The sequence below is a fragment of the Streptomyces sp. NPDC019443 genome (genome assembly GCF_044389785.1).
Taxonomy (GTDB): domain Bacteria; phylum Actinomycetota; class Actinomycetes; order Streptomycetales; family Streptomycetaceae; genus Streptomyces.
The window spans coordinates 42247-66332 of record NZ_JBIRYJ010000001.1 but is presented as its reverse complement, the minus strand read 5'-3'; the positions used below and the strand labels follow the sequence as shown (position 1 = coordinate 66332).

Here is a 24086-nt window from a genome sequence, read left to right as displayed (position 1 = left end):
CGTAATGTGGTGGCCTTGGGTGGTACGTCGTGCACTACGGCCCCGTCAGCGGCCAGGTTCACGGCCACTGGCCGCCAAGCGCTCCCCCGCCCTCCGGGCTTGGCCGCGGTGACCGGCACCGCGGGAGAGGATGCCCTGGATAGGTGACTGGCCCGCGGAAACTCCGCACTCAGTTCGGTCAGTTGACGTCACAGGGTCCCGGAGCGCAATGCGAAGGCGACCGCGTGGGTGCGATTACGCAGTCCCAGGCGGTTGATCATGCCGCTGATGATGTTCTTGATGGTGCGCTCGGAATAGCTCAGCTTCTGGGCGATCTCTGTCGTGTCCAGGCCGTCCGCCAGCAGGCGCAGCACCTCCACTTCGCGGACCTCCAGTCCGGACGGCGTCAGCCCCATTGGCCCCAGCACGTCGCTGTGGACCGTGCCGATGTGGTTGATCAGCCAGCCCTGGACCGAGGCGGGCAGCACGCCGCGTCCGTCGGCGACGCCTCGGATGGCCTTGGCGATTCTGTCGAACCCGGCATCCTGACGCCATATCACGCTGCGCAGGCCGAACTGCACCGCCCGCACCACCTGGCCCTCGCGCACGCTTCCGGTGACCAGCACGATTCCCATGCCGGGTTTGACCGAGCGGGCGGACACCGCTTCCATGAGCAGCATCGTCTCGTCGGTGACGTCCACAGTCAGCATCACAACCACGTCCGCCCGCTCGTGCTCCTGCAGCGGCAGCACTGTCAGTTCCCGCTGCCTGCTCAGGCAGGAGGCTGCTCCCTCCCTCGTGACCGGGTCACTGGCAAGGATCGCGATCGAGATCACCCTCAAACACCCTTCCTGGGACGCATCACCGTGACGGCCTGGGCCGCGCCCCGTCGCGGAACCTTCCTGAAGGGTGAGACAGATCACCCGCCGCACGCCCGCCGGAATCCGCGTCGCCGAACACCTCGCCCTGGCACCTCCGACGTCGAGGGCGCGGCCCAGCTGAAGATCAGCGTCACCGGCTTCAGCGGTCGTCCGGCTTCAGGCGGTCGTCCGGAATCACCCCGCGTGGAGTCCCTGGGACGTCAAGCCTTGGCGCAGTGCCCGCAACGCATGGCTGGTGCGGGACTTCACCGTGCCGATCGGGAGTTTCAATGCGGCAGCGGTGTCCTCAACACTGCGATCGAGGTAGTACCGGTGAACAAGTACCTCGCGGTGGGGCGGGGTCAGGTCCGCCATCGCCCTCTTCAGCACGTGCGAGGTGAGCATGTGCTCGCCTGCATCGGGCACCACGTCCACGTCCACGTCCGATGCGCACAGCTCGACCGGACGGACGCGAGAGGCCCGGAGACGGTCGATGGCCAGCCGCCGCACCACGGTGAAGAGCCAGGGACGCGCGAGTCCTTGGGTGGAGATGAGCCGATCCGCGTGGCGCCAGGCCCGTAACAGCGCCTCCTGGACGAGGTCTTCAGCGCTGTGGACGTCACCAAGGGTGAGTGTCTTGGCGAAGCGCAGCAGGTCGGCTTCCTCCGTGCTGATCGCCAACATGAAGTCCTGGCCTCTGTCCGGGACCACCTTCTTGGAGCCTGAGACGTGCTGCGCAACGCTGCCGCACAACGAGGCGACTGCGGGCATTTTCTCGTCTTCCTTCAGAGTGATCGAAGACGTGACGTACATGGTGGTTCGACCGAGCCTTTCAGGCCACGCCGACTGCTCGAGCGGCGGCGGGTCGGCGTACGGATGACAGCTGGGAACGTCCCCTGATGTACCGCCGCGTCGGAACGCCCGAGGACGTCTCGCATGCTTCTGGCCCTCGATGGACGCACCGTTGCTTTCTGATACTCAGTCAGTTCTGACGGGGTCGACGACCTTCAGACCTCACGCCCGGTGACCCACAGCCCCGGCTCGGCGGCGCGGGGCCCGGGCTGTCGCTTTCACGCCGCTCCGCCACCAGTGCGGCAAGGGCAGCGACGAGCGCATCCACCCATGACGACAGCCGGCAGCAGGGGCAGGGTCATAAAGCCACCTCGGCCCGGGAGAAGGGGTTCGGTCGGCGCCGGACCGGCATCGGCGCCCTGATCGTGTCTAGGGAGACGGACGTGAAGGGGTTCTGGACACGGGCGGAGCCGGCGGCAGCACCCCGGCCGACCGCGGGGCCGTAGTGGACCACAAGCGGACCACGCACCGCTGACTTGGCGTCTCGCCCCAATCGATCGCGATCCTCACCAGTGACCCGGTCACCGGGGAAGGAGCCGCCTCCTGCCTGAGCCGGGTTCGACAGAATCACCAAGGCCATCAGAGGCGTCGCCGACGGACGCGGCGGGCTGCCCGCCTCGGTCCAGGGCTGGCTGATCAACCACATCGGCACGGTCCACGGCCACGTGCCGGGGCCGATGGGACTGACGCTGGGCGAGCAGTTCCCCGAAAGTGGGTGCCGACGACTTCTCGGGCACAGGTCCCAATGATCAACGTGCCGAGCCTGAGATCAACTCAGGACGCTGCGGCCAACGACCACCAAACCGCTCACCCTTGATCATGCTGGGGTGGGTCGTCTTACCGATCCGCGGGGCGGGATCGGGCCGCAGCGCCCGGAAGTTGTTTCAGCGGGCCTTGGTCGATTCGGGCTCAGTAGGCGTAGAGAGTGAACTTTTCCCAGCCGTTGTTGGCGGGGCGGTTTGCGATCAGCGGCTCGGTGCCGTTGTTGGAAGTCACGTACATGTTGTTCGTCCCGGCAACCAGACTGACGGTACCGTTGGAATTCTTGATCATGCGGAATGTCTCCCAGCTGTTGGCGACAGTCCGGTTGGCGATCAGCGGCTTCGTGCCGGCGCTTTCCGCCGTGACGAACAGGCCGTTGACTTGCGCACGCAGCTGAACCTGGTCCCCACTGAGATAGGTCACGTCGAACGCCTCCCATGGGCCGACCTGCGCGCGGTTGGCGATGAGCGGTTGAGCACCCGCACTCTCCGCCGTGACGAACAGGCCGTTGTTGGCCTTGAAGCTTACGGTGGTGGGGCGTTCCGTCAGTCCGAGCAGGCTCGTCAGGGACTGGTTGGGGATGAAGTTCGACTGCAGCGTGCTGTTTCTGACGGACGCCGACTGGAATCCGCTCGGTGCTGAGGCGATGGAGCCCGAGCAGTTGGAGCCCTTCACATGGCCCACATGGGTGGACCTGTCGGTGTTGCCGGTCACCGTCCAGTCTCGGACGCCGTTGGCGACGAACCCGTAGCCCATGTGCGCGCCCTCGAGCGTGTTACCCGTCACGGTGGCGCCGTAGTTGACGACGGTGGAACCACATCCCCAGGGCAGCGGGCCCATGGGCACTGCGATCTTGATCAGGGAACCCGCGGCGTTGATCGTGTTGCCCGACACCACGGTGCCCGTGTAGTTGCCTCCGTCCGGGCCGTAGTCGACCATGTTGATACCGCCGAGCATCACCTGGGTTGCCGCGATGATCGTGTTGTTCCGGACAGTCGAGCCGGGAGCACCGAAGATCACGATGCCGCCGTCGGTGGCATCCCGGATGGTGTTGTTCTCAACCAGGGTGTGGCCGCAGTCCAGGGAGATGCCGTCCGCCCACGTGTCCGGCACGTCCGTGCCGGCGTCGGTGAGCAGATTGCCGGACAAGGTGGCCTGCTGGCACCCGGGTACGCCGCCGGTCGAGTCGCCGCCGAACAGGTGGAGGTTCGACCAGCCGCGGGTGTGGTGGGCGTAGACGTTGCGCACGGCCTGGCCGGTGCTGTTGCCACCCATCTCGATCAGCGCGTCGGAGTTGGGAATCCGTCCGTACTGCGGGCGGGAGCCGTCCACTTCGACGTTCTGCACAACCGCGCCGGACTGGTCGTGCCCGAAGACGGCCATCGCCAGGGTGGGGCTGGCGACCCGCAGGATGGCGCGGGTCCCGTCGGTGGGCAGCCCCTGGGTCTCGATTCGCTGCTGAGCGGCAGTGAAATAAATGGTCTTGCTGAGGTTGAAGACAGCGCCCGGGCAGAGTTCCGCCACGTCTCCAGGGCCTACGAGTGCAACGGTGATGTCGGCGTCTGTCCCAGAAGATATGCAACCGGCAGCGGAGGCCGGAGAGATGGTCGGGCCGAACCAGGCCAGACCCGTGACGGCCATGCCCAGAACGGTTCCGATCACCAGAGCCGAACGCCGCCGAGTGCGGGGCGTACCAGCAGAGCCCACGCGTCCGTCCCGCCTCCCTCTGACTGCGGCTCCGACTCCGGCGGCTCGGCCTCGAGCGGCCTCGCGTGACCGGCGGGACAGTGGTCGTAGCTTCATCTTTTTCCTTCGACATGAGCTGGATTCAATCCACGTGAAAAGGTGCGGTACTCAAAATCCCCTTGGCGACGCACCGCCAACTTCCCGCGGCCGCATGCTAGGGCCGTAATTCGGAGAAGGACGCGTCCGCGCCCGCGCCGCCGTATACGAGGGAAGTAATCCATGTCCCGCCGGGCAGAATCTGGCGCGGCCGGGCCGCCTGCCGCGCCGGGATTCCTATGGTCGTGGCTGCACGGCGGCTCAGGACCTCGGGTCACCGTGGACGGCACCCGCACCCCGGAGAACCGGAGGCATGTCGCCGTGCCGGCCGGGGGACACCACGCGCGGTGCTCCCCCGGCACTGAACCCTCCCGCCGTCGTCGGCGGTGACCACCACCCGTCACGGACGACGAGCACCGCTCGTGGCGCCGCGGCTCGGCCGTCCGCACATGCCGGTCCCTTGGCGCCACAGTGAGGAAGTGGGACGAGGGTTTCGGGCTGCCGCCGAACGAAGAGTGGAGCAGAGGCACATGGAACGCACAACGAGGCAGGCAGTCAGGGGCGAGGAACCCGCCGTGGACTTGTTCGGCAACGTCATCAGGCCGCGGGAGTCGTCGGCCGCGCGAACTGCCGGGCACAACTCGAGCGAAGCGCGCTGGGAGCGGCGGCTGCCCTTGCAGAGGCGCCGCGACCGCGATCCCGAACCAGCCCGCCCCGGCCGCGGAGAGCGTTGTACCGACAGGCGACAGAACGGGTGGCGGCACAGGCTGCCCGCGGTGGCCGACGTGGTCTGCGTGACCAGTCCCGCGCTGGTCTTCCGTGCCCTTCAGGTGCGGCAGGGCCGACAGCCCGACGGGCGCGACCACTTGTCACAGTCCTGGAGGGGCATCCGCACACGCTGGCCCTTGCTGGCGTCGGTCAACAATGTGCGCAGCAGCTCCCTGGGGGTCACCTCCTTCGGACAATCCGGCACCATCGAGGACCTGTACCGCTTCCACGGGCTCGACACGGACAGCATCACCGGCGCCGCTCTCGATCTGATCGACTGATCCCCGGTGGCCCCTCGCCGGCAAGCCTGGGGTGATGGGCCGCGCGTCGAGGCGACCGTTCCAGTGAACGAGCTTCTCGCCCGCAGCACGCGGGCCACACGCTCCATCGGGTTGGTCCGGACACTGGATAACAGGTGCAACGAGGCCGACATGCTTACTCATCTCGGCAGAGACGCACCGCGCGGCCGAGCGTCCGGCTGCCGCCGTGGGCCGTGGAGGACATGCCCCCACAACTGCCGGGGGCCGCCCCGGTGGTGATGCCGGGGCGGCCCTGGTGGGTTCGGAACCGGCAGGTCAGACCTGGCCGGCCTTCTCCAGTGCGGTGCAGCAGGTGTCGACGATCAGGCGCGTCACGACATACGGGTCGACGTTGGCGTTCGGGCGGCGGTCCTCGATGTAGCCCTTGCCGTCCTGCTCGACCTGCCACGGGATACGGACCGAGGCGCCGCGGTCGGAGACGCCGTAGCTGTACTCGTTCCACGGGGCGGTCTCGTGCAGACCGGTCAGCCGGTCGTCGATGCCCGCGCCGTAGTTCTTGACGTGGTCCAGCGGCTTGGAGCCCTCGCCCAGCGACTCACAGGCGGTGATGATCGCGTCGTAGCCCTCGCGCATCGCCTTGGTGGAGAAGTTGGTGTGCGCGCCCGCGCCGTTCCAGTCGCCCCTGACCGGCTTGGGGTCGAGGGTGACGGAGACGCCGAACTCCTCGGCGGTGCGGTAGAGCAGCCAGCGGGCCACCCACAGCTGGTCGGAGACCTCCAGCGGGGCGAGCGGGCCGACCTGGAACTCCCACTGGCCCGGCATGACCTCGGCGTTGATGCCGGAGATGCCCAGGCCCGCCTTGAGGCAGTTCTCCAGGTGCGCCTCCACGACGTCACGGCCGAAGATCTCGTCCGCGCCGACGCCGCAGTAGTAGCCGCCCTGCGCGGCCGGGAAGCCGCCCTCGGGGAAGCCCAGCGGACGGGCGCCGTCGAAGAAGGTGTACTCCTGCTCGATGCCGAAGATCGGCTCCTGCGCGGCGAACTTCTCGGCGACCCCGGCGAGCGCGGCACGCGTGTTGGACTCGTGCGGGGTCATGTCCGTGTTCAGGACCTCGCACATCACCAGGACGTTGTCGCCGCCGCGGATCGGGTCCGGGCAGGAGAAGACCGGCTTGAGAACGCGGTCGGACGCGTGGCCCTCGGCCTGGTTGGTGCTGGAGCCGTCGAAGCCCCAGATGGACGGCTCGGCGCCGTCAGCAAGGATCTTTGTCTTGGAGCGGAGCTTGGCGGTCGGCGAGGTGCCGTCGGTCCAGATGTACTCAGCGCGGTAACTCATGGCTCTCTTCTTTCCATTTCCGGGGCAGGAAGGTCCTGTCCCGTTGTTGTGGGTGATAGCCGGGCCGGATCCGCCGGGACCTTTCAGCCCGGCGGATTCCGGCAGCGCGGCGGGTCGGTGGGTGCGGATTCGTCCGGGAATCCGTGGGGGTCAGGCGGTCTGCTTCCTGGCCCGGGGAGCTGGCGCGACGGGATCGGCGGCCTGTCTCAGAGCGTCGATGACCGTGGTGTGGCGGCCGTTCTCCGCGTCGGTGAGCGGGGTCCCGCCCCATCGATCGGTGGCTGCCAGGTCGGCGCCCTGCTCCAACAGATAGGTGACGACGTCGAGATGCCCCTCGGAAGCTGCCAGGTGCAGGGCTGTACGGCCGTCGTAATCGCTGGAGGAGGGCGCGACTCCCGACGCCAGACAGGCACGTACTCCGTCGGCGTCGCCCTTGCTCGCCGACCACAGGAGCCGGATCGTTCCCTCGATCGCCGTCTGGTTCTTCTGCAGCCGCGGGTCGCGCTTGCCCTGCCGGTCGTCTCCTACGAGGGAGTCGTACACGTGGAAGTTGTACTTGGCGACCAGTTGCTTGCAGAACTCGATGCCGCGTACGGAGTTTCCCAGTGCGTCGAGGCGGGGCGACCAGATGGCGATCCCCATGACCTGCGGGACGACGAGCATGAGGGCCCCGGACACCCCGCTCTTGGCCGGCAGGCCGATGGTGAAGGCGAACTCACCGGAGTAGTCGTACATGCCGCAGGACGACATGAGGGAGAGGCACTTCTGTACGGTGCCGGTCGAGAAGACCCGGTCGCCGGACAGCGGCACGACGCCGCCGTTGGCGAGGGTGGAGGCCACGCAAGCCAGCGCACCGGCGTTGAGTTCGACCGAACAGCACTGGAAGTAGAACTCCAGGGTCTCGATCAGGTTGATGCCGGCCGGGAAGGCACCGTGCTCGCGCATGAAGTACCCGAGGGCGAAGTTGCGGTCGGCCGTCTGCCGCTCGGAGAGGTAGACGGCGTTGTTGAATCCGACGGGGCCGTCGCCCGACAGCCGCCGCCAGGTGTCCGCGACGTAGTCGAAGCGGTCGGCGATGTCGAGGGAGGTCTCGATGAGCGAACAACTCATGATGGCACCGGAGTTGATCATCGGATTGTGGGGGAGACCGTTCCCGTTGACCGACAGTTCGTTGAATCCGAGTCCGCTCGGCTCCCGTCCCACATGCCGGTGGACCACCTCGGCACCGTGCCCCTCCAGCGTGAGGCAGTAGTTGATCGGTTTGCACACCGACTGCACGCAAAAGCCCACACCCGAGTCGCCGATCGTGAACCGCTGGCCGTCCACCGTGCAGATCGCGATGGCGAACTGGTCGGGCGGGACCCGCTTCAGCTGGGGAATGTAGTCGGCCACATGACCGCGCCTGTCGGGCAGCAGACTCTCGTAGATCTCGGTGATGTCGGCCACGAAGGAGGAAAAGTCCGGGATGACGAGCTCACCGGTGACGGCACGGGCCAGCAGCCGTCGGTTGCGCTGGCACAGCTTTGTGAACCCCGCGAGATCCAGCCGCTGGCCGTCGCCGTCCGACTCCTGAAGCGAGGCCCAGATATCCCTGATACGCGGGTCCTCGGGAGTGATGCCCGCCTTCCGGAGCCGCTCCATGATCTCCACGCGCGAGATGCACCCCTCGGCATCCTTCTTGAAGGAGTCGAACAGCACCCGCACCCCGCCGAGGTCCTCCTCCGTACTCTTCCCCGCCCGCCGCACCGTGTCGGTATCAGGGATGCTGCCGGCGCTCCTCACTTTGACGTCGCTCCCCGTTGTTCTCGACCGTGGCGGACCTGCCCGTGCAGGACCACGGGTTGCTTCACGCCCCTGGCCGGTGCGGCATCATTCGCCCAATCGCCTGTGCTCTGTGTCGTGTTGTTCTGCCTGACGGTGCCGCGTCTTAACTCCAGCTCGATCGCCCCGGACGAGGACGCGGCGGCCGGGGCCCTCCCGCCTGTGGCAGCATCACTACCAGCGTCGCTGCCGCAGGCAGACAGCAGAACAGTGCCCGCAGCGGTGAGCGTGACCGCACGTGGGTGGAACATGGGGAGCCCCCGGTGGAAGAGAGACGGTTGCTGCGCGGCCTCGAAGCCGGCGCCGACAACCCCTGCTACGGGGCGCATCGGCTGCAGGATTCACCTGCGGCGGCCTGATACACAACCGTGACAACCTCTCTACGCTCCCCCACCGGCAATCCCTGGACCGTGTCGTCCCCGGCATCGCCGCGGACAAGCTCCAGGGAATGTTCGCCGCGGCCGGCTGGCAGGTCATCACCCTCAAATACGGGCATCTGCTGCGCGTTCGGTTGAGCGGCTGTACGGCCCTGGGTTCGCCGCCGACCCCAGGGCGTCGTACGCCCGACTGCGCGCCCACGGCTCCGTCGCGACCGTGGACATAGCACCCGGCGTAAGCGCCTGGCTGGTCACCGGCTAAGAGACCGCTCTGGAGGTGCTGCGCAGTCCGGAGCGCTTCTCCAAGGACCCGCGCCGCTGGCGGGCTCTCGCCGACGGGACGGTGCCGGCAGACAGCCCCGGTCGTGCCGATGATGATGTACCGTCCGAACGCCCTGTGGACCGACGGGGACGAGCACAGCCGGCTGCGCGGCGCCATCACCGACAGCCTCGGCCGCGTTGACCCCGTCGCGCTCAGAGGGTACGTGGAGCACAGCGCCGACACCCTCATCGACCGGATCGGGCCCAGGGGGCGGGTGGATCTGCTCAACGAGTACGGTGCCGTCCTGTGGCGATCCCGATCTGGTGCACGAGCTCTTCGGGGCTCAGCGCGGCGGGATGATCCATGAGGTGAGGTCGTTTCCTCGCTACTGTGCTTTGAGCGTGATGAGCTCAGTCATGTACTGCTCGAAGTCCGTGTCCCCTTTGTTGGCCTCCTCGGTGTCGGCACCTTCGAACAGGCCCGTGAGTGCGGCGACGAGGCGGGGGCTGTAGTGGTCGGGCATGCCGAGCACCATGATCAAACGTCCGGAGAACCTGCGCGCTCGTCCGAGCCGGCCGGAAGACGGAAGGGAACCGCCGGCCAGTCGTCCAGCCTCGCGATCACTGCTGCGGGCGGGGCGTTGCGGTACTGCGCCGGCGAGAGGCCAGTGATCCGTTTGAACGCGGTGCTGAACGCACTCTCCGACGAGTACCCCCACTCGCAGGCCACGGAGGCCACGGTCCGCTCGCCGCGGCGCAACTCCCGGCCGGCGGCAAGAATCCGCCAGCGCTGGAGGTAGACGAGCGGCGGGAGCCCGACGAGTTCCTTGAAGCGGGCGGCGAAGCTTGCCCGGGACATGCCCGCCTGAGCACCTAGCGTCGCGACGGTCCATGGACGACCTGCCTCTTGGTGCATCAGCAGCAGCGCACGGCCGATACGCGAATCGCCGAGGGCGCCGAGCCAGCCCGGCAGGGCCGTCCCGTCCGTTGCATGCGCTCCCGCCACGACGGCCCGCAGCGCCTGTATGAACAGGATCTCGGTGAGCCGCTCCGACATCACGGAAGTGCCCAGGCGCACAGCGCTCACCTCGTCGAGGAACATCCCGAGCAGCGGCTGGATCGCCTTCGCCTGGGCAGTTCCGGCACGGATGGCGACCATGGGTGGCAGGCCACCGAGCAGCAGGGCGACGGTGGCGTCGAGAAAGTCGACGCTGCTGCCGACGATGAGGGTCCGCTCCTGGTCGGCAGTGCCGCGCGTCTCCCCGAGCCGCACGATGCGGCTGTCGGATCGCTTGTAGAGCTCCTCCGCGCTGCGGTACGGCGTGTCCAGGTCCCCGGAGACTGCGAACGACTCACGCACCGCCAGCAGGAAGCAGTCACCGGCCTCGAAGCGCACCGGCTCGGCTCCATCGGCGCCGAGCCAGCAGGAGCCGTCAAGCACGGCCCCGATCTTGATGTGCTCGTGGACGCCGAAGCGAAGTGCCCAACTCCCCCACGCCTCCAGGCCGGACAGCGATCCCGTCCGGACGTTCAACGAGGCGAGGACATCGGATAGCGGATCAGCCGGTGAGTTCATGTCATTCACGCTAGCGGAGCGGTTGCCCATGTCCGCCGACCAGTGCAGCCGCCAGCGAGCGGCCGTTGCTGAACACGGACAGCGATTGCCTGCACGCACCGAGTGCCAGTGCCCTCGTTCTCCGCCGTGACGAACTTGTCGTTGCCGGCCAGGAGGCTGATGGCCGTGGGGGTCTCGGCGCCACTGACCACGAATCCGTAGCCCATGTGAGTGCCCGTCAGGGTGTTGCCCGTCACGGTGGCGCCGTAGTTGACGTTGGACGATTCGCATCCCCACGGCATCGGCCCCATCGCCACGGCGATCTTGATGAAGGAGCCAGCCGCATCGATGGTGTTGCCCGACACCGTGGTCCTGGTGGAGTTGCCGTTCATCGGCGAGGGTTTCCCCCTCTGCGTTGCGCAGGCGGGTCTCGGTGGCAGGGAGTCAGGGCTGTGGCGGAGCGACTGCGGATGTCACGGTTGTGTATCGGGCGGTTGGGGGAGAACCGTGCCGGGACCGGCCTCGTAGCGGGGGTTGTCGGCTTCGCCTTCGAGGCCCAAGCATCCTGTCTCTTTTCTACCAGGGGTTTTCCGATGCTCGACCGACGTGCCGCCAGGTTCGCCGTGTTCGCTGCCACGGGCGTGCTTGTGCTGTCCGCCTGCGGCGGCGAAGCCGCACCGCGGTGGAGAACCCGAGATGCCCGGCACATTGATGCCGGCGCGGACGCCGGCCTCTCCGGCGAAGGAGGCAGACCATCACCACCGTCCCCAACGTCCCTGAACAGTCCGAGCGATTCGAGCAGGTCGCCTCCGACTCGTTCGCCCCGCTGCGCATCCGCCCCCACAAGAGGACCGCCGCCACCAGCCCGGCCGGCACTCTGCGGAGTGCGAAGCCGGGCGAGGTGCTGGTCACCAGGATCACCGGAGGCCCGTGCACGGTGCTGCGCACCCGCTCCCTCATCAGTTCCGGAGACCAGGAGCTGGTGAAGGTCGCGCTTTACAGCCGCGGGCGCGCGGGCGTCGAGCAGGACGGTCGCCAGTGCCTGCCGGGCGCGGGCGACCTTGTCGTCTACGAGACCACGCGGCCGTACGAACTGCGCTTCTGGGACCCGTTCGACATCGTCGTGCTCGGCATCCCGCGCACGTTGTTGGGCCCCCACAGCAATCGGCTCGCTGCTCGTACGGCGTCGCCGGTGCCGACCGACAGCGGCGGCGGACGGCTGGCTGCCACGCTGCTCCGCGGCGCTGCAAGCGATCTGGACGCGTGCACCGGCAGTGGAGGTGCGCACCTGGCCGAGGCGCTGGTCTCCCTAGTGCTGTCGGCCCTGGCGGAGCAACCGGTCGCGGCCTGCCCCGCCGATCACCTCGCCGAGCGCATCCTCTCCCACTGCCTGAGCCGTCTGTCCGATCCCCGCCTCTCCCCGGAGTCGGTGGCACGCGCCCACCACATCTCGGTGCGCTACCTGCACAAGGTCGTGCAGGAGCGTGGCGTGACACTGGCCTCCTGGATCCGAAGCCGTCGGCTCGAACGGATCCGCCGCGACCTGGCCGATCCGGCCCTTGCCGACCGCAGCGTGTCCGTTGTCGCCGCGGGCTGGGGCCTCCTGGACGGCACGCATCTCAGCCGCTCCCTGCGCGCCGAGTTCGGGCAGAGCGCGGCAGAGATCCGCAAGGAGGCAGATACGGGCGAACGTCCAAGAGGCTGACAGTCCCGGACGCCGTGAGGGTGGTCAGGTGCCTCGCTGAGTGGGACAGCGGCGGGAGCGCGCGCGACCGCGAACACAGCGACGGTGTGAGCAGCTTCGCCGACTCACGCGGCTACCGGCCCTGCATCATGTTGATCCACACCGTGCCGGCCTTGACGTGCCGGGCCAGCCGGTTGGCGGTGCCGATGTCCCGGGACCAGATGGCTGCGGCGAGTCCGTACTCGGAGTCGTTGGCGAGGGCGACCAGTTCCTCCGGATCGTCGTACGGCATCACGGCCAGCACCGGACCGAAGATCTCCTCGCGGGCTATCCGCACGTCCTGGCTGACGCCCGCGAAGACGGTCGGCCCGGTGGCCTCGGGAAGTTCGGCGAGAACCTCGCCGGTGGCCGGGTTGACGGTGGTGAAGGTAGTGCCGCTACCAGCGGTCCACTCGCCCCCGATGAGCATGTCGCTACGCATGGCTGGTTCTCCGGTTTGTGCGGGTGCTGCGGTGTCAGGAAGCGGCGAGGATGAGGTCGGAGGCCTTCTCGCCGACCATGATCGAAGGGGCGTTGGTGTTGCCGGAGGGCACCGACGGCATGATCGAGGCGTCCGCGACGCGCAGCCCTTCGACGCCGTACACCCGCAGCTCGGGGTCGACGACGGCGAGCGAGTCCTGTCCCATCCGGCAGGTGCCGACCTGATGGTGGTATGTGCCGACGGCCCGGCGAACGTAGGCGCGCAGGTCGTCGCGAGTACGTGCTTCGGGCCCCGGCGCCACCTCGGCCTTGCGCCAGGCGTCGAAAGCGGCCTGTTCGCCGATCTCGCGGCTGAGCTCCACCGCGTCGACCAACGCTTCGAGGTCGTACCGTTCGGAGAGTACGTTCGGATCGAGCAGTGGCGCCTTCCGCGGATCGGCCGACGCAAGCCGCAGTGTGCCGCGCGAGAGCGGTCGTACGATGCCGGGGGCGATGGTGTAGCCGTGCTCCGGCACCGGATAGGACTCCGCCGGGTAGACCAGGTGCAGGAAGAGCGGCTGCAGATCGGGGCCCGGGCGGCGGGCGGCGGTGGAGGCGAACAGCTGGCTCTCCAGCAGGTTGGCCCTGCCGGGCGGCAGCGGCCGGGATGCCTCGTACACGTTGCTGACCAGCAGGTGGTCGTGCAGGTTCTCGCCAACGCCCGGCAGGTCCACGGTCACCTCGACGCCGACCTCGCGCAGGTGCTGCGCGGGGCCGATGCCGGAGAGCAGCAGCGTCTGCGCCGAGCCGATGACGCCGCCGCTGAGCACGACCTCGGCGGAGGCGTACGCACGGTGCACGGCGCCGTCGGCTGCGTACTCGACGCCGACGGCCCGGCCGCCCTCCATCAGCACCTGGTGCACATGGGCTCCCGTCGTGACGGTCAGCGCCGGGTTGCCGAGCACCGGGGCGACGAAGCTCTGCCAGGCGCTCATCCGCCGGCCGTCGCGGATCGTGGCGTGGTTGAAGCCGACGCCGGTCATCCGCTCGCCGTTGAAGTCTTCGATGTGCTCGTGTCCGAGCGCGAGGGCGGCCTCCACGAACGCGGCGGCGGTGGGATGCGGCTCGGTGATCCGGCCGACCGGCAGCGGTCCGCCCTTGCCGTGCCAGGCGCTCTCGCCGTCGACGTGGTCCTCGGACCGTTTGAACAGCGGCAGAACGCTGTCCCAGTCCCAGCCGGGACAGCCCGCGTAGGCCCAGGCGTCGTAGTCGCTGCGATGACCGCGGACGTAGATCATGCCGTTCAGCGAACTGGAGCCGCCCAAGACCTTGCCACGAGGCCAGTACAACGACCGGTTGTTCGCATGCCGCTGAGGCACTGTCATGAGCGCCCAGTCCAGAGGAGACTGGAGAAGCAGCGGCCAGCCCTGCGGGCTGTGCACGCGCTCGTCGTCGTCCGCCGATCCGGCCTCCACCACATGGACCGAATGCCCCGCGTCCAGCAGCCGCCGAGCGATCACACTGCCCGCCGATCCGGCGCCCACCACGAGATAGTCGTGCTCGAAACCTGTTCGCTGTGACATCGTCTTACGCTCCTCACTCCGCTGTCGCTTTGACGGAAAGCTATGTCGGCGCGGTCAACACGGCTCTCCGCCGGGCGCACGGGCAGTCGCCATCGAGCGCACAGCGAGGGACGAGACCTATGACATGCACGTCCTGGGCGTCATCGACCAATGCGGACGCTCCGTGGACCGCTGGACCCCTTCATCACTCCGCGCCCAGTGGTGCGTTGATCAGCACCGTTGGGATACCGCACAGCTCGAACGCAGACAGCCGGCGACGCGCCCGTGAGGACACTCGCCGTTCCTGTCGATGCCCGCATTCTCGCGAACATTGCCCTCGGAGAAACCGGCTGACTCCGGTTCGCCATCCGAGAGCCACGGTCGGCGACTACGGCACCTCTCGGGCCGGGCCAGCGCCCGACACCGGTTCCTGCCCGTTCGGAGGCGGACCTCGAACCAGGGGTCAGCGAAACCTGTGTCGCGACGCTCGTAGGATGGATGTATGGCATCAACCACCCGACGGCCCTCCAATGCCGCTGACCGGCGCGCCGCAGTGGAGAGGCGGATTCTGTCCGCGATCGGAGAATTGCTGCGCGAGGGCAAGACCTACACCGAACTGGGCGTGGAGCAGATCGCGGCTGCCGGAGGCATCTCCCGCTCGGGGTTCTACCTGTACTTCCGCGACAAGGTGGATGTACTCCTGCGGCTGAGTGCTTTCCTCAAGGCAGACAGTTTCGAGATTACACAAGGCTGGCAGCCCTGCGGCCCCGGCGGCGGACTTGACGGGCTTGCCCACACCTATGAGCAGCTGTTCGGGCACTACCGCAAGCATGCGGCCCTCCTGGCAGCCATCAACGAAGTGGCTGCATACGACCCTTCTGTACGTGAGTCGTGGACATCGACTCAGGACCAGTTCATCGACAACACGATGAAGCTGCTGACCCAGGAACAGCTGTCCGGTCGCACACCAGCTGATATCGATCCGCTGTGCGCCGCCACAGTGATGGTGCGAGGCGGCGCACAGGTCATCGCCCAGCAGGTGGCGACAAGCGATGGCCATGATGACGCCTTGGTCGCCCGCGAGATGGCTTGCGGCTACTGGTACGGCCTCTTCCGGCGTCCTGAGTAGCACCCCGGGTTACGCGGGAGAACGACGTTCCGACGGACTGCCCTGGGGGGTCGGCGGCGGCCTTGGCGACGGCGATGGCCGCAAGGTCGATGTCGGCGTACAGGATGCCGTCGGCGTCCTCGGGCAGCAGTTCGACCAGGGGACTGCCGTCCGGGCCGTAGACCTGGGCGAAGCCGCCGCCGCGTCGCAGCAGCTGCTGCTTGACCGGGGTGTCGCCGAACAGATCTGGCGCTCCGACGTCACGAGCCGTGAGGATCGATATCAGCTGGTGTGCGACCGGACAGCTGTTCCTGGGTCAGCAGCTTCATGGTGTTGTCGATGAAGCTGTCTTGGGTAGAACCCCGGGCGGGAGATGCCCCCTGCAGAACCGGAGTCAGCCGGTTTCTCCGAGGGCGATGTTCGCGAGAAGGGCAGCAAGTTCTGCGGGCATCGACAGGAACGGCGAGTGACCGCTTTTCAGCCGGTGAATGGCATTTGCCCGGGCGGCGAATTTCTCCTGCATCTGGGGCGGCAGAGCCTGGTCCTGCTCACAGATGATGTACGTGCAGGGCGTGGTCCGCCACCCCGCCTTTGTCACCCGGTCGCTCATCGATCTCACACTTTGCGGCACGAGCTGCCGGACCGCTCGCACGGTCTCCTCCTCGGATACATCGGCGTAGAGCTCCGTATCACTGTTTTCCAAAGGCGGGTAGACGCCCTTCGGATCCTCCGGCTCGGGAGCGCCATGGACCGCATAGAGGCTCTCTCCGACGTCCAGCTGATATGCCGCCAGGTAGACGGTATGCGAGACGTTCGGGGCGTCAGCGATGACTTGGGTGACCGGAATGCCACCGTAGGAGTGAGCGACGACGACCACGGGACCCTCAATGCCTTCAAGGGTCTCCCGGACGACCCGCGCATCCGTATCAATGCCGGCAAGCGGCTCTGCTGTCGGGGCGTCCGGCCTCACAGCACTGGGCAGTTCAACCGTTCGAGTCGCCCAGCCCTCGGCCTCCAGCGCGGACTCCAGCTTCTCCCAGCACCAGGGGCCGTGCCATGCCCCGTGCACCAGGAGCAGAGTGGGACGGGATGCTTCGGCGGTAACCAAGTCGAATCTCCTAGCTGTTCCAGAAAACCAATGACTTCAGAGAGCTGCGGATCACCAAGAAGCCGCCGCGCGAGTCTGCTCGGACAAGCAGCACAGGCACACACCCCATCGGCGAAGCGAGCGTCGTAGGTGCTGTACGTGACAAGCGGCACGCTGGGCGCCGGCTCGCTGGCTATGTTCAGACAGTTCGCTGCAGCGTCGCGTTCCTCCGCCGTGGCGGCCCCGCGAAATCCCCCGGATCCGTGCCGTGGATGCGCATCCGGCAGCCGGACGGGGGCCCAGCTGCCGGATGAAGCACCTACCGAGGGCTGCCCGATACCCGCGCAACCTCGTTAGCCCAAAGGCTAGTTTGAATTGGACGCGATGTCCAACGACCCGTCCAACTCGGGCGCGTATCGCGAGGAGATCTGACGCACATGCCGTCGCATCGGGGCGGATCCGGGTCAGCCGGTCTTCCACTTCTGGTCACCCCGCGCCGCTGCACGACCACAGTTGCAGCCTGGCACCGTTGCCCGTGGCGTGGTCCTTCACGCCCACGCACTTGTCCGACTGCGGGTTCACCAGGTCATGTGCCGAATTCAGGCGGAACTGCCGTGCCGGGTTGCCAGTGCAGTTGGCGAGCGCTGCGCAGAAAGGGGTGCTGTCCGTCGTCGGGACCTCCGCAGACGGCTCCCTCCCCGTTCGCCGGCAGTCATGCGGATGCGCGGGCGGTCCGCGAAACGCTTGAAGGCATCGAGGGTCCCGTGGTGGTCGTCGGCCACCGCTACGGCGGCATCCGCGGCGGTCGCTCATCGTGCACCAGCTCGCCCGGCACCGCCCGCCGAGCCCGCCCACCCCCGGCCCACTGCAACTCGATCCGCACGTCAGAGCGGGCCACTTCGAGGCACGGGCGCGGGTGGATCCGGCCTGGGTGGGTTCAGGCGGTACGGAGGGTGAGTCCGGCCGTGTCGGCGGCGGCGAAGGAGTCGTCCACCGCGACGACATCACGGCCTGCCACGTCCAGCAGTGAAGCGGCGATGGCGGCGCGCATACCGCCCCCGCAGTGCACCCACACCTCACCGGGTGGCAGCTCGTCGAGTCGCCGGTGCAAGGTGTGCAGCGGAATATGGACCGAGCCCTCGATGAACCCGGCAGCCCGCTCGGAGACGCGCCGGACGTCCAGCACGACAACGTCCTCCGCCGGGTGTCGCCCGGCGAGGTCTGCGAAGTCGGCGCGGCGGAAGGTGGCCAGGGCTGCGCCCTCGGACGTCCAGGCATATGGTCCACCGTTGGCCGCGGCGGCCGGGCGATCGATGCCGACCCGCACCAACTCGCGCTGTGCGTACGCCAGTTGTTCGGCCGATTCGGCGAGCAGTGTCACCGGCTTGCCCCAGGGGATCAACCAGGCCAGATAGGTCGCGAGTTGGCCGTCGGCTTCGAAGTTGTAGGTGCCGGCGACATGCCCTTCGGCGAACGCGATCCGGTTGCGCAGGTCGACCACCCACTCCCCGGCGGCCAGTCGTGCCGCGATCTCCTCGGCGTCGGCGACCGCCGGCGCGGTGAGGTCGACCGGAGAGGGGCCGGCGGAGTTGGCGGGTCCCATGTGTGCGTAGTACGCGGGGATGTCGTCATGCCCCGCAAGTATGCGGGTGACGAAGGTGTCGACCTCCTGGGTGAGGGCTTCGTTCGACGCCTTCTCCTTCCCGATGGTGGTCTCGTCCCCCTCGGCCTGGCCGGCGGAGCAGAAGCTGCCGAATCCGTGCGTGGGCAACACGGCGGCGGCGTCGGGCAGTTCCGCGGCGAGGCGGCGCGCGGACGCGTGCTGGGCCCGGGCGAGGCTCTCGCTCAGACGCGGCTCGACCAGGTCGGGGCGGCCGACCGTGCCGATCAGCAGCGAGCCTCCCGTGAACACCGCGACCACCGTCGCATGCTCCTCGAGGACGTACGCGGTGTGGTGCGGGGTGTGACCGGGTGTCGCCAGCGCCCGCAGGGCGAGACCCGCGTCGATGGCCGTGCGGTCTCCGTCGTGCACGGGTATGCGCTCGAAGGACACTGTGGCGTCGGCCGGTACGAGATACGCGGCACCAGTGAGACGGGCGAGTCCCAGGCCGCCGGTGACGTAGTCGTTGTGTATGTGCGTCTCCACAACGTGTGAGATCCGCACCCTCCTGCGCGCCGCGGCTTCCAGCACCCGGTCGACGTCACGCGGCGGGTCGACGGCCACAGCCGTGCGCTCGCCGCCCGCCAGATAGCTGCGGTTGCCGAGTCCGGCCACCTCGATCATGTCGACGAAGAACAATTCAGGCACTCCCTCAAAATGAGACATTTGCCCTGCTGAAGGCCACCGAACCCGCTTACCGCAGCGTGTCGAGCCGCCGTACGCTGCGACGCGAGCGGGTGAACCGGCCCAGACGCCTGCGCCGTCGCCCCCATGGGCCCGGCGGCGGCCAGTGCCGCTCCCGGCCGAGGCGAGTATCACGCGGCGGGACACAGGCGCCGGTCCTCTCGACATCAACATCTTGCTTCCTCTCTGATGCGGTTCGGCTCGCCGTCCACAGCGTTCCCAAAGAGGAGTTGATGGTTCCCCACCGGTTCAGGCTTTGCGGAAGGCGAGGGCTACGTTGTGGCCACCGAAGCCGAATGAGTTGCTGACGGCAGCGCTGATGGTCGTCCTCCGCGGCTCCGCCCGTGTGACGTCGATGGCGAGGTTGTCGTCGGGGTCGTCGAGGGTGGGAGTGGGCAGGGCGACGTCGTGATGGACGGCCAACACGGTTGCAAGGGCCTCAAGAGCTCCGGAGGCGCCAATGAGGTGACCGGTCATGGACTTGGTCGCTGAGACGACCGGTGTGCTCCCGAACACGGAGGCGATGGCCTGTGCTTCGAGGGCGTCACCGACCGGTGTTGAGGTGGCGTGGGCGTTCACATGGCTGATGTCGCCCGGGTGCAGGTCGCCGTCGAGGAGAGCCCCGCGAATGGCCCGGATCTGTCCGGTCACGGTCGGATCGGGAGCAACCATGTCATGGGCGTCGGAGGTCATGTGGGCCCCTGCGAGGGTGGCGTAGGGGCGGCGAGCTCGGGCGGCGGCGCTCGATGCGCGTTCCAGGATGAGGACGGCTGAGCCCTCGCTGAGCACGAAGCCGTCGCGATTCTTGTCGAAGGGGCGGGATGCCCGGTGCGGTTCGTCATTGACCGACATGGCTCGGGCTTGGGAGAAGCCCGCAATGGTAAGTGGCAGGACGCAGGCTTCAGTTCCGCCGGCGATGACTATGTCGGCCCGGTCCAGGCGAATAAGGTCCAGTGCGTGGGCGATGGCTTCGGCACCGGAAGCACAGGCGCTCACTGGAGTGGTGACGCCGCCCCGGGCGCCAAGATCGATGCTCACTGCAGCCCCGGAACCGTTGGGCATGTTCATTTGAATCAGCCGCGGGGACACGCGCCGGTGCCCGTGCGCGCCCAGGGTTGAGTGGTTGTCCAGCAGCGTGGTTACGCCACCGATGCCGGTGCCCATGACGACGGCCACCCGGTCCGGGTCGGCATCACTGATGTCCAGGCCGGCATCTCGCCATGCTTCGCGGGCCGCTACCACTGCGGCTTGTGATGCCCGGTCGAGCCGGCGGGCCTCCACCGGATTCATCAAGGTGGCCGGGTCAACCGCCATACGTCCCGCCACGCGGACGGGCAGCGGGCGGAACCGTTCTTCCTGTAGCCGGGTGATACCCGACTGACCGGCCAGCAGCCCAGCCCAAGTGGCCTTGGCATCACCTCCCAGCGGAGTAGTCGCACCTAGTCCGGTTATGACAGCTTCAATCACGTTCATCACTTCCCAGCCAATTCGGCCGTAGCATTCAAGAGATCTGATCGTCGGCGTGAACACTGCCGTGTCTGTGCTCTCAGCTCGGAGGCGATCCGCAGGCACTGCCCCCCCCGCCTGCATTACGTGGTCGCTGGTGAACCGGTTCATGACGCTCGGTACTGATCAGCTCCACGAGCGATGTCGCATCTGCGCGGCCGGCCATCCGTCAGCCGACCACCGTTGCCCGACTGTCCAAGAAGGCAAGCCTGGTCGACATCGCGCTCCGGATTCCGCCGGCGGGATCCGGTCGGAAGGGCCGTGGCGCCATCAGCGCGTCTTCCTACTCCGTAGAGCCGGGGTGGTGGTGGACCGGAAGTGCCCGTCCCTTGAGCCAACTCCCTCCATCGGGTACCGCCTCAGGACAGCGTCCCGCGCCGGGGACTCTGACGCCGCGTGAACCGAACCGCGCGTGCCGCGTACAGCAGAAGGAGGGTGGTCGCGAACGCGACGGCCTGGCCCCTGCCGCACGCCAGCGGGGGCCGATCAGGGATGGCCGGAACAGCCTCCTGCCCAGCACGGGCAATCCTCAAGATCGGACGCCCATCACGGTGCGGCACAGACTGCTGATGTCACACTTCCAGCTTGCAGCCACTAAGCCCGTTCACGCATGGAGACCTGAGCATATTGGCCCTCTGCTGCTCACGGCAGAGGGCCAACAACTGTCGCTCAGGCTGCAGGTGACCCGCCTCTAAGGGCACCGGCGGAGCCTTCTGCTTTCCATCTTCCGGCCGGCGACGTCGCGGGCTCCGCGGTCGGGAGCACCCCGCGTGATCACAGTGGGACAGAAGCCAAAGGCGCGACAGCTTCGCTCCGGGGCACGGGTGACTCGCCGACTGTGGCGGCGCCCGCCCCGAGGAGTCGGGAGCAGGAGCCGCCACGTCCGGCGCCGGGCATTTCAGCCGAGGAAGCGAACGGACCTCACCGTGCCGAATCCGATGGCAGAGAGATCCTGGACACTCCCATTGACGACCTGCGCCTTGCCGGTGCAGTCGGCTCCGTCCCAGATCTTGACGGCGCCGGCTGCCTGGAGCGAGCCGGAGAAGCGGACGTTCTTGCAGCCGGGACCCGCCACCCCCTGGGAGGGGTCGGCGAAGTTCGGACCTTGGAAGAAGGTGGCGCTGCTCGCGGGCGAGGCGTTGGGATCGGCACCGGCACCAGCACCGGACTGACCGCCGCCGGCCTTCTCGCCGTCCGGCTTGACGCCGAACCAAGTGCCGCCCACGCCCTGGCCGTTGGTGTCCCCGGCCTTCGTGTCCTTGTTGAAGAGGTACACGGGCCAGCCGCCGATGGTGACCTGGAAGGCGCCGTCACGCTGGATGAAGCCAATCGACGACTTGTCGATGCCGTCGAGGAAGACCTTCCCGCCGCGCGCAACCAGATACGGCGGCCAGGTGGTTGCGCACTCCCCGCTGCAGTTGGACTTCGACGGGTCTGCGGTGTCCTTGTCGAACCGATACAGCGTGAAGCCGGCACCATTGACTACGACCGGGTCCAGTTGTCCAGCGCGGCCGGCCGACAGTTGTACCCACTTGCGGGCCACCGGCTTCTTCGCCGCCACAGCGGGTGCCGCGTCGGGCGCCAAATCACCGGTCTGCGCAGGCGCATTGTTCTGCTTTGCTGTGCCGTTCTGGAAGGACAGCTCGCCGGCCCCGGATGCGGATGACGATGCGCCCGCGTCCTTGGTGTCATTTCCGCCGCAGGCGGACAGCAGAAGAACGCCCACCGCCGCGAAAGAGGCGAGCGCTGTGGCTCGTGTACGGAACATCGAGAAATACCCCCCGAATGCTGCTGGTCTTTCCGCTCCGGACTTTCCGAAGCGATCACCCCCTGCTACGGAGCCGATTCTTAAGGGGTTCTCAGCACCTGGCTCCGAGACACAACCGTGACCAGTTCTCAGCCATGGACCTCCCTTCTCGGTTGCCGAGAACCCATCAGATTTCCGCCGCGCCGCACAATGCCGCCGTCGGCCGCCTGGTAGAGCTCCTCGGCGCTGCGGTACGGCGTTCCTCTGTCACTGGAGACGTGGAGGACTCGCGCGCAGCGAGGAGGAAGCAGCCGCCGGCCTAAAGGCGTACCGGCTCGGCGTTGTCGACGCCCAGCCGGCAGCACCCGTCGAGTACAGCCCCGATCTTGATGTGCTCGTGACGCCGAAGCGGAGTGCCCAGCCGCCCCGTGCCTCCAGTCCGGACAGTTATCCGGCCCCGTGCAACGAGGCGAGGACAGCGGGTCGGCCGAGGTTGTCATGTCGCGCAAGGCAGCGAGCGCTCGACCGGGCCGCTGGCCCGTCCAGCGGACAGTCGGCCTGCGATCGATGGGCCGAGCCGGTTGAGGTCCACACCTGGCCGACACCGCCTGGTCGACTATCACGGTTGTGCGTCGGGCCGCTTCGGGAGAACCTCGCCGGGACCGGCTCCGTAGAAGGGGTTGTCGGCCCCGCTTCGGAGGCCGCGCAGCACTCTGAGTCGGCCCTGTGGAGTTCGAGCGCAGGACGGCCAGGCAGAACAACGCGCAGAAGAGAACAGGCGATCGGGCGGGCCATCCGGCCGCCGACTTCGATCGCGATCACTGATCTCCGGGGCGGGTGGGGCTGTTCCCCCGTTTGGTTCCGCCCGCCCCGGGCTCCGCACGAGTTGAAGGATGCCCTTGACCCGCCGCACACGCGTCGCTGCTTACGTCACTGCGCTGCTACTCGTCCTGGCGGGTGTCGCCGGTTGCGATTCCTCAGGACGCCTGTCGGCCTTCTCCAACCCCGTCGTGGAAGGGCTGTGGACCATCGAGCGCATGGCACAGGCCGGGTCCGCGGACACCCGTGTGCCGAACGGCACCGGCGAGAACACCGGTACGACGGACCCTGAGCCCGACCCGGTGCCGGCACAGCCGCAGAAGGCGACGTACCACGACAACGCCGCGGTGATGGGGAAGCTCTTCTTCGACACCCCCGACGGGCCGAGCGTGTGTTCCGGCACGGCGGTGGAGGACCCGGCACGCCCCGGCAGATCGGGGCTGGTATGGACGGCGGGTCACTGTGTGCACGCCGGGGCCGGCGGCGACTGGTTCCGCAACATCGTCTTCGTCCCCTCGTACAACAATTTCGGGCTCGACGGAACGGCCCGGCAGACCGCGGACGAGGACCGGATCGCGCCCTTCGGAACCTGGTGGGCCACCTGGGCGGAAGTCGCACCCGAGTGGGTCGCCGAGGGGAAACCCTCCGAAGGTGGCGGCTCGCCGTTCGACTACGCGGTGCTCCATGTGCAGCGGCAGGGGCAGCCTGCCTCGCTCCAGGAGACGATCAGTCAGTCGGCGCCGGTCTGGTTCGGCGCTCCGTCGGCCACTGGTATCGGGGACATGGCGGTCTGGGGCTATCCGGCCGAGTCCCCGTTCGACGGCGAGCGGATGTTCTCGTGCCAGGACAGGCCCGGTCGTCTGTCGATCCGCCCGGAGCAACCGGTGCTGTACCGGATCGGCTGCACCATGACCGGGGGCTCCTCCGGGGGCGGCTGGTTCGCCCGCGGCCCGGGCGGTGGCCTGGCGCTGGTGAGCAACACATCCATAGGGCCAACCGAAAACACCTGGCTCGCCGGGCCCCGCCTGGGCGAGTCGGCGAGGGAGCTCTATCGGCGCGTCAGTGACAAGGCCGTTTCGTCGTGAGGCCATTCAGCTGCGCTCGGACCGCCTCCTCATCGGCATGGAGGTCACCACGACCTGACCCAGCAGCTCCGCC

Annotated in this window: 18 protein-coding genes and 1 pseudogene; 5 read left to right on the top strand and 14 right to left on the bottom strand. The window is 67.9% G+C overall.

Translation table 11 applies throughout. The annotated features are described in order from the left end of the window. Positions 1-188 precede the first annotated feature (188 nt). The 3 genes from ACH492_RS00325 to ACH492_RS00315 all read right to left on the bottom strand — a co-directional run bounded on the left by ACH492_RS00325 (position 189) and on the right by ACH492_RS00315 (position 4094). Positions 189-731 carry a LuxR C-terminal-related transcriptional regulator gene (locus ACH492_RS00325; RefSeq protein WP_398981190.1) on the bottom strand — a complete coding sequence of 181 codons (543 nt, stop codon included), beginning with the start codon at positions 729-731 and terminating at the stop codon, positions 189-191. 303 nt (positions 732-1034) lie between these two features. Beyond that, entirely contained in the window at positions 1035-1610 is a 576-nt protein-coding gene (locus tag ACH492_RS00320; protein WP_398981188.1) for a sigma-70 family RNA polymerase sigma factor, read from the bottom strand. A 990-nt stretch (positions 1611-2600) separates the two neighbouring features. After that, entirely contained in the window at positions 2601-4094 is a 1494-nt protein-coding gene (locus ACH492_RS00315; RefSeq protein ID WP_398981186.1) for a right-handed parallel beta-helix repeat-containing protein, read from the bottom strand. 917 nt (positions 4095-5011) lie between these two features. Between ACH492_RS00315 and ACH492_RS00310 the strand changes: the two genes are divergently transcribed. Next, complete coding sequence (locus ACH492_RS00310) at positions 5012-5284, top strand: hypothetical protein (protein WP_398981184.1); 273 nt, start codon at positions 5012-5014, stop codon at positions 5282-5284. Positions 5285-5578: 294 nt separating this feature from the next. On the opposite strand, the gene glnII is transcribed toward ACH492_RS00310, so the two are convergent. Continuing rightward, positions 5579-6598 (bottom strand): glutamine synthetase, encoded by a 1020-nt coding sequence (gene glnII / locus ACH492_RS00305; RefSeq protein ID WP_398981182.1) that lies wholly within the window; start codon positions 6596-6598, stop codon positions 5579-5581. A 150-nt stretch (positions 6599-6748) separates the two neighbouring features. Beyond that, positions 6749-8380 carry a glutaminase A gene (gene glsA / locus ACH492_RS00300; protein ID WP_398981179.1) on the bottom strand — a complete coding sequence of 544 codons (1632 nt, stop codon included), beginning with the start codon at positions 8378-8380 and terminating at the stop codon, positions 6749-6751. Positions 8381-8938: 558 nt separating this feature from the next. On the opposite strand from glsA, the pseudogene ACH492_RS00295 reads away from it, so the two are divergent. Next, positions 8939-9365, top strand: a pseudogene (locus ACH492_RS00295) (cytochrome P450); the annotation flags it as partial. Positions 9366-9443: 78 nt separating this feature from the next. On the opposite strand, the gene ACH492_RS00290 reads toward ACH492_RS00295, so the two are convergent. Genes ACH492_RS00290 through ACH492_RS00280 form a run of 3 tightly spaced genes read right to left on the bottom strand, consistent with a single transcriptional unit; the run spans position 9444 to position 11004 of the window. Continuing rightward, entirely contained in the window at positions 9444-9581 is a 138-nt protein-coding gene (locus tag ACH492_RS00290) for a hypothetical protein (RefSeq protein ID WP_398981177.1), read from the bottom strand. Between the two features lie 14 nt (positions 9582-9595). Beyond that, on the bottom strand, positions 9596-10633 hold the full coding sequence (locus ACH492_RS00285; RefSeq protein ID WP_398981175.1) for an AraC family transcriptional regulator: 1038 nt from the start codon (positions 10631-10633) through the stop codon (positions 9596-9598). Positions 10634-10638: 5 nt separating this feature from the next. Beyond that, complete coding sequence (locus tag ACH492_RS00280; protein WP_398981173.1) at positions 10639-11004, bottom strand: hypothetical protein; 366 nt, start codon at positions 11002-11004, stop codon at positions 10639-10641. 362 nt (positions 11005-11366) lie between these two features. Here ACH492_RS00280 and ACH492_RS00275 point away from each other — a divergent pair, with 362 nt between their 5' ends. Beyond that, complete coding sequence (locus tag ACH492_RS00275; protein WP_398983208.1) at positions 11367-12317, top strand: helix-turn-helix domain-containing protein; 951 nt, start codon at positions 11367-11369, stop codon at positions 12315-12317. Between the two features lie 112 nt (positions 12318-12429). Here the strand turns inward: ACH492_RS00275 and ACH492_RS00270 are convergent, their stop codons facing one another. Together ACH492_RS00270 and ACH492_RS00265 are read right to left on the bottom strand one after the other, a co-directional pair. Next, the gene (locus tag ACH492_RS00270) at positions 12430-12777 is read right to left on the bottom strand and encodes an aldehyde dehydrogenase family protein (protein ID WP_398981171.1); all 348 of its coding nucleotides are present in this window, start codon (positions 12775-12777) and stop codon (positions 12430-12432) included. Between the two features lie 34 nt (positions 12778-12811). Beyond that, entirely contained in the window at positions 12812-14338 is a 1527-nt protein-coding gene (locus ACH492_RS00265) for a GMC family oxidoreductase (protein WP_398981168.1), read from the bottom strand. Positions 14339-14819: 481 nt separating this feature from the next. Here ACH492_RS00265 and ACH492_RS00260 point away from each other — a divergent pair, with 481 nt between their 5' ends. After that, complete coding sequence (locus tag ACH492_RS00260; RefSeq protein WP_398981166.1) at positions 14820-15446, top strand: TetR/AcrR family transcriptional regulator; 627 nt, start codon at positions 14820-14822, stop codon at positions 15444-15446. A 373-nt stretch (positions 15447-15819) separates the two neighbouring features. Here ACH492_RS00260 and ACH492_RS00255 read toward each other — a convergent pair whose 3' ends face one another. From ACH492_RS00255 to ACH492_RS00240, 4 genes are all read right to left on the bottom strand, one after another. Beyond that, entirely contained in the window at positions 15820-16533 is a 714-nt protein-coding gene (locus ACH492_RS00255; RefSeq protein WP_398981164.1) for an alpha/beta hydrolase, read from the bottom strand. Between the two features lie 916 nt (positions 16534-17449). Beyond that, positions 17450-18811: a rhodanese-like domain-containing protein gene (locus ACH492_RS00250; RefSeq protein WP_398983206.1), complete on the bottom strand. Its 1362-nt coding sequence runs from the start codon at positions 18809-18811 to the stop codon at positions 17450-17452. 294 nt (positions 18812-19105) lie between these two features. Beyond that, positions 19106-20329, bottom strand: a complete 1224-nt coding sequence (locus ACH492_RS00245; RefSeq protein WP_398983204.1) for a beta-ketoacyl-[acyl-carrier-protein] synthase family protein — start codon at positions 20327-20329, stop codon at positions 19106-19108. A gap of 931 nt (positions 20330-21260) precedes the next feature. Continuing rightward, a complete protein-coding gene (locus tag ACH492_RS00240; RefSeq protein WP_398981162.1) occupies positions 21261-22130 on the bottom strand; it encodes a hypothetical protein in 870 nt (289 codons plus the stop codon). Between the two features lie 878 nt (positions 22131-23008). On the opposite strand from ACH492_RS00240, the gene ACH492_RS00235 reads away from it, so the two are divergent. Further along, positions 23009-24013 carry a trypsin-like serine peptidase gene (locus ACH492_RS00235; RefSeq protein ID WP_398981160.1) on the top strand — a complete coding sequence of 335 codons (1005 nt, stop codon included), beginning with the start codon at positions 23009-23011 and terminating at the stop codon, positions 24011-24013. Positions 24014-24086: the final 73 nt, after the last annotated feature.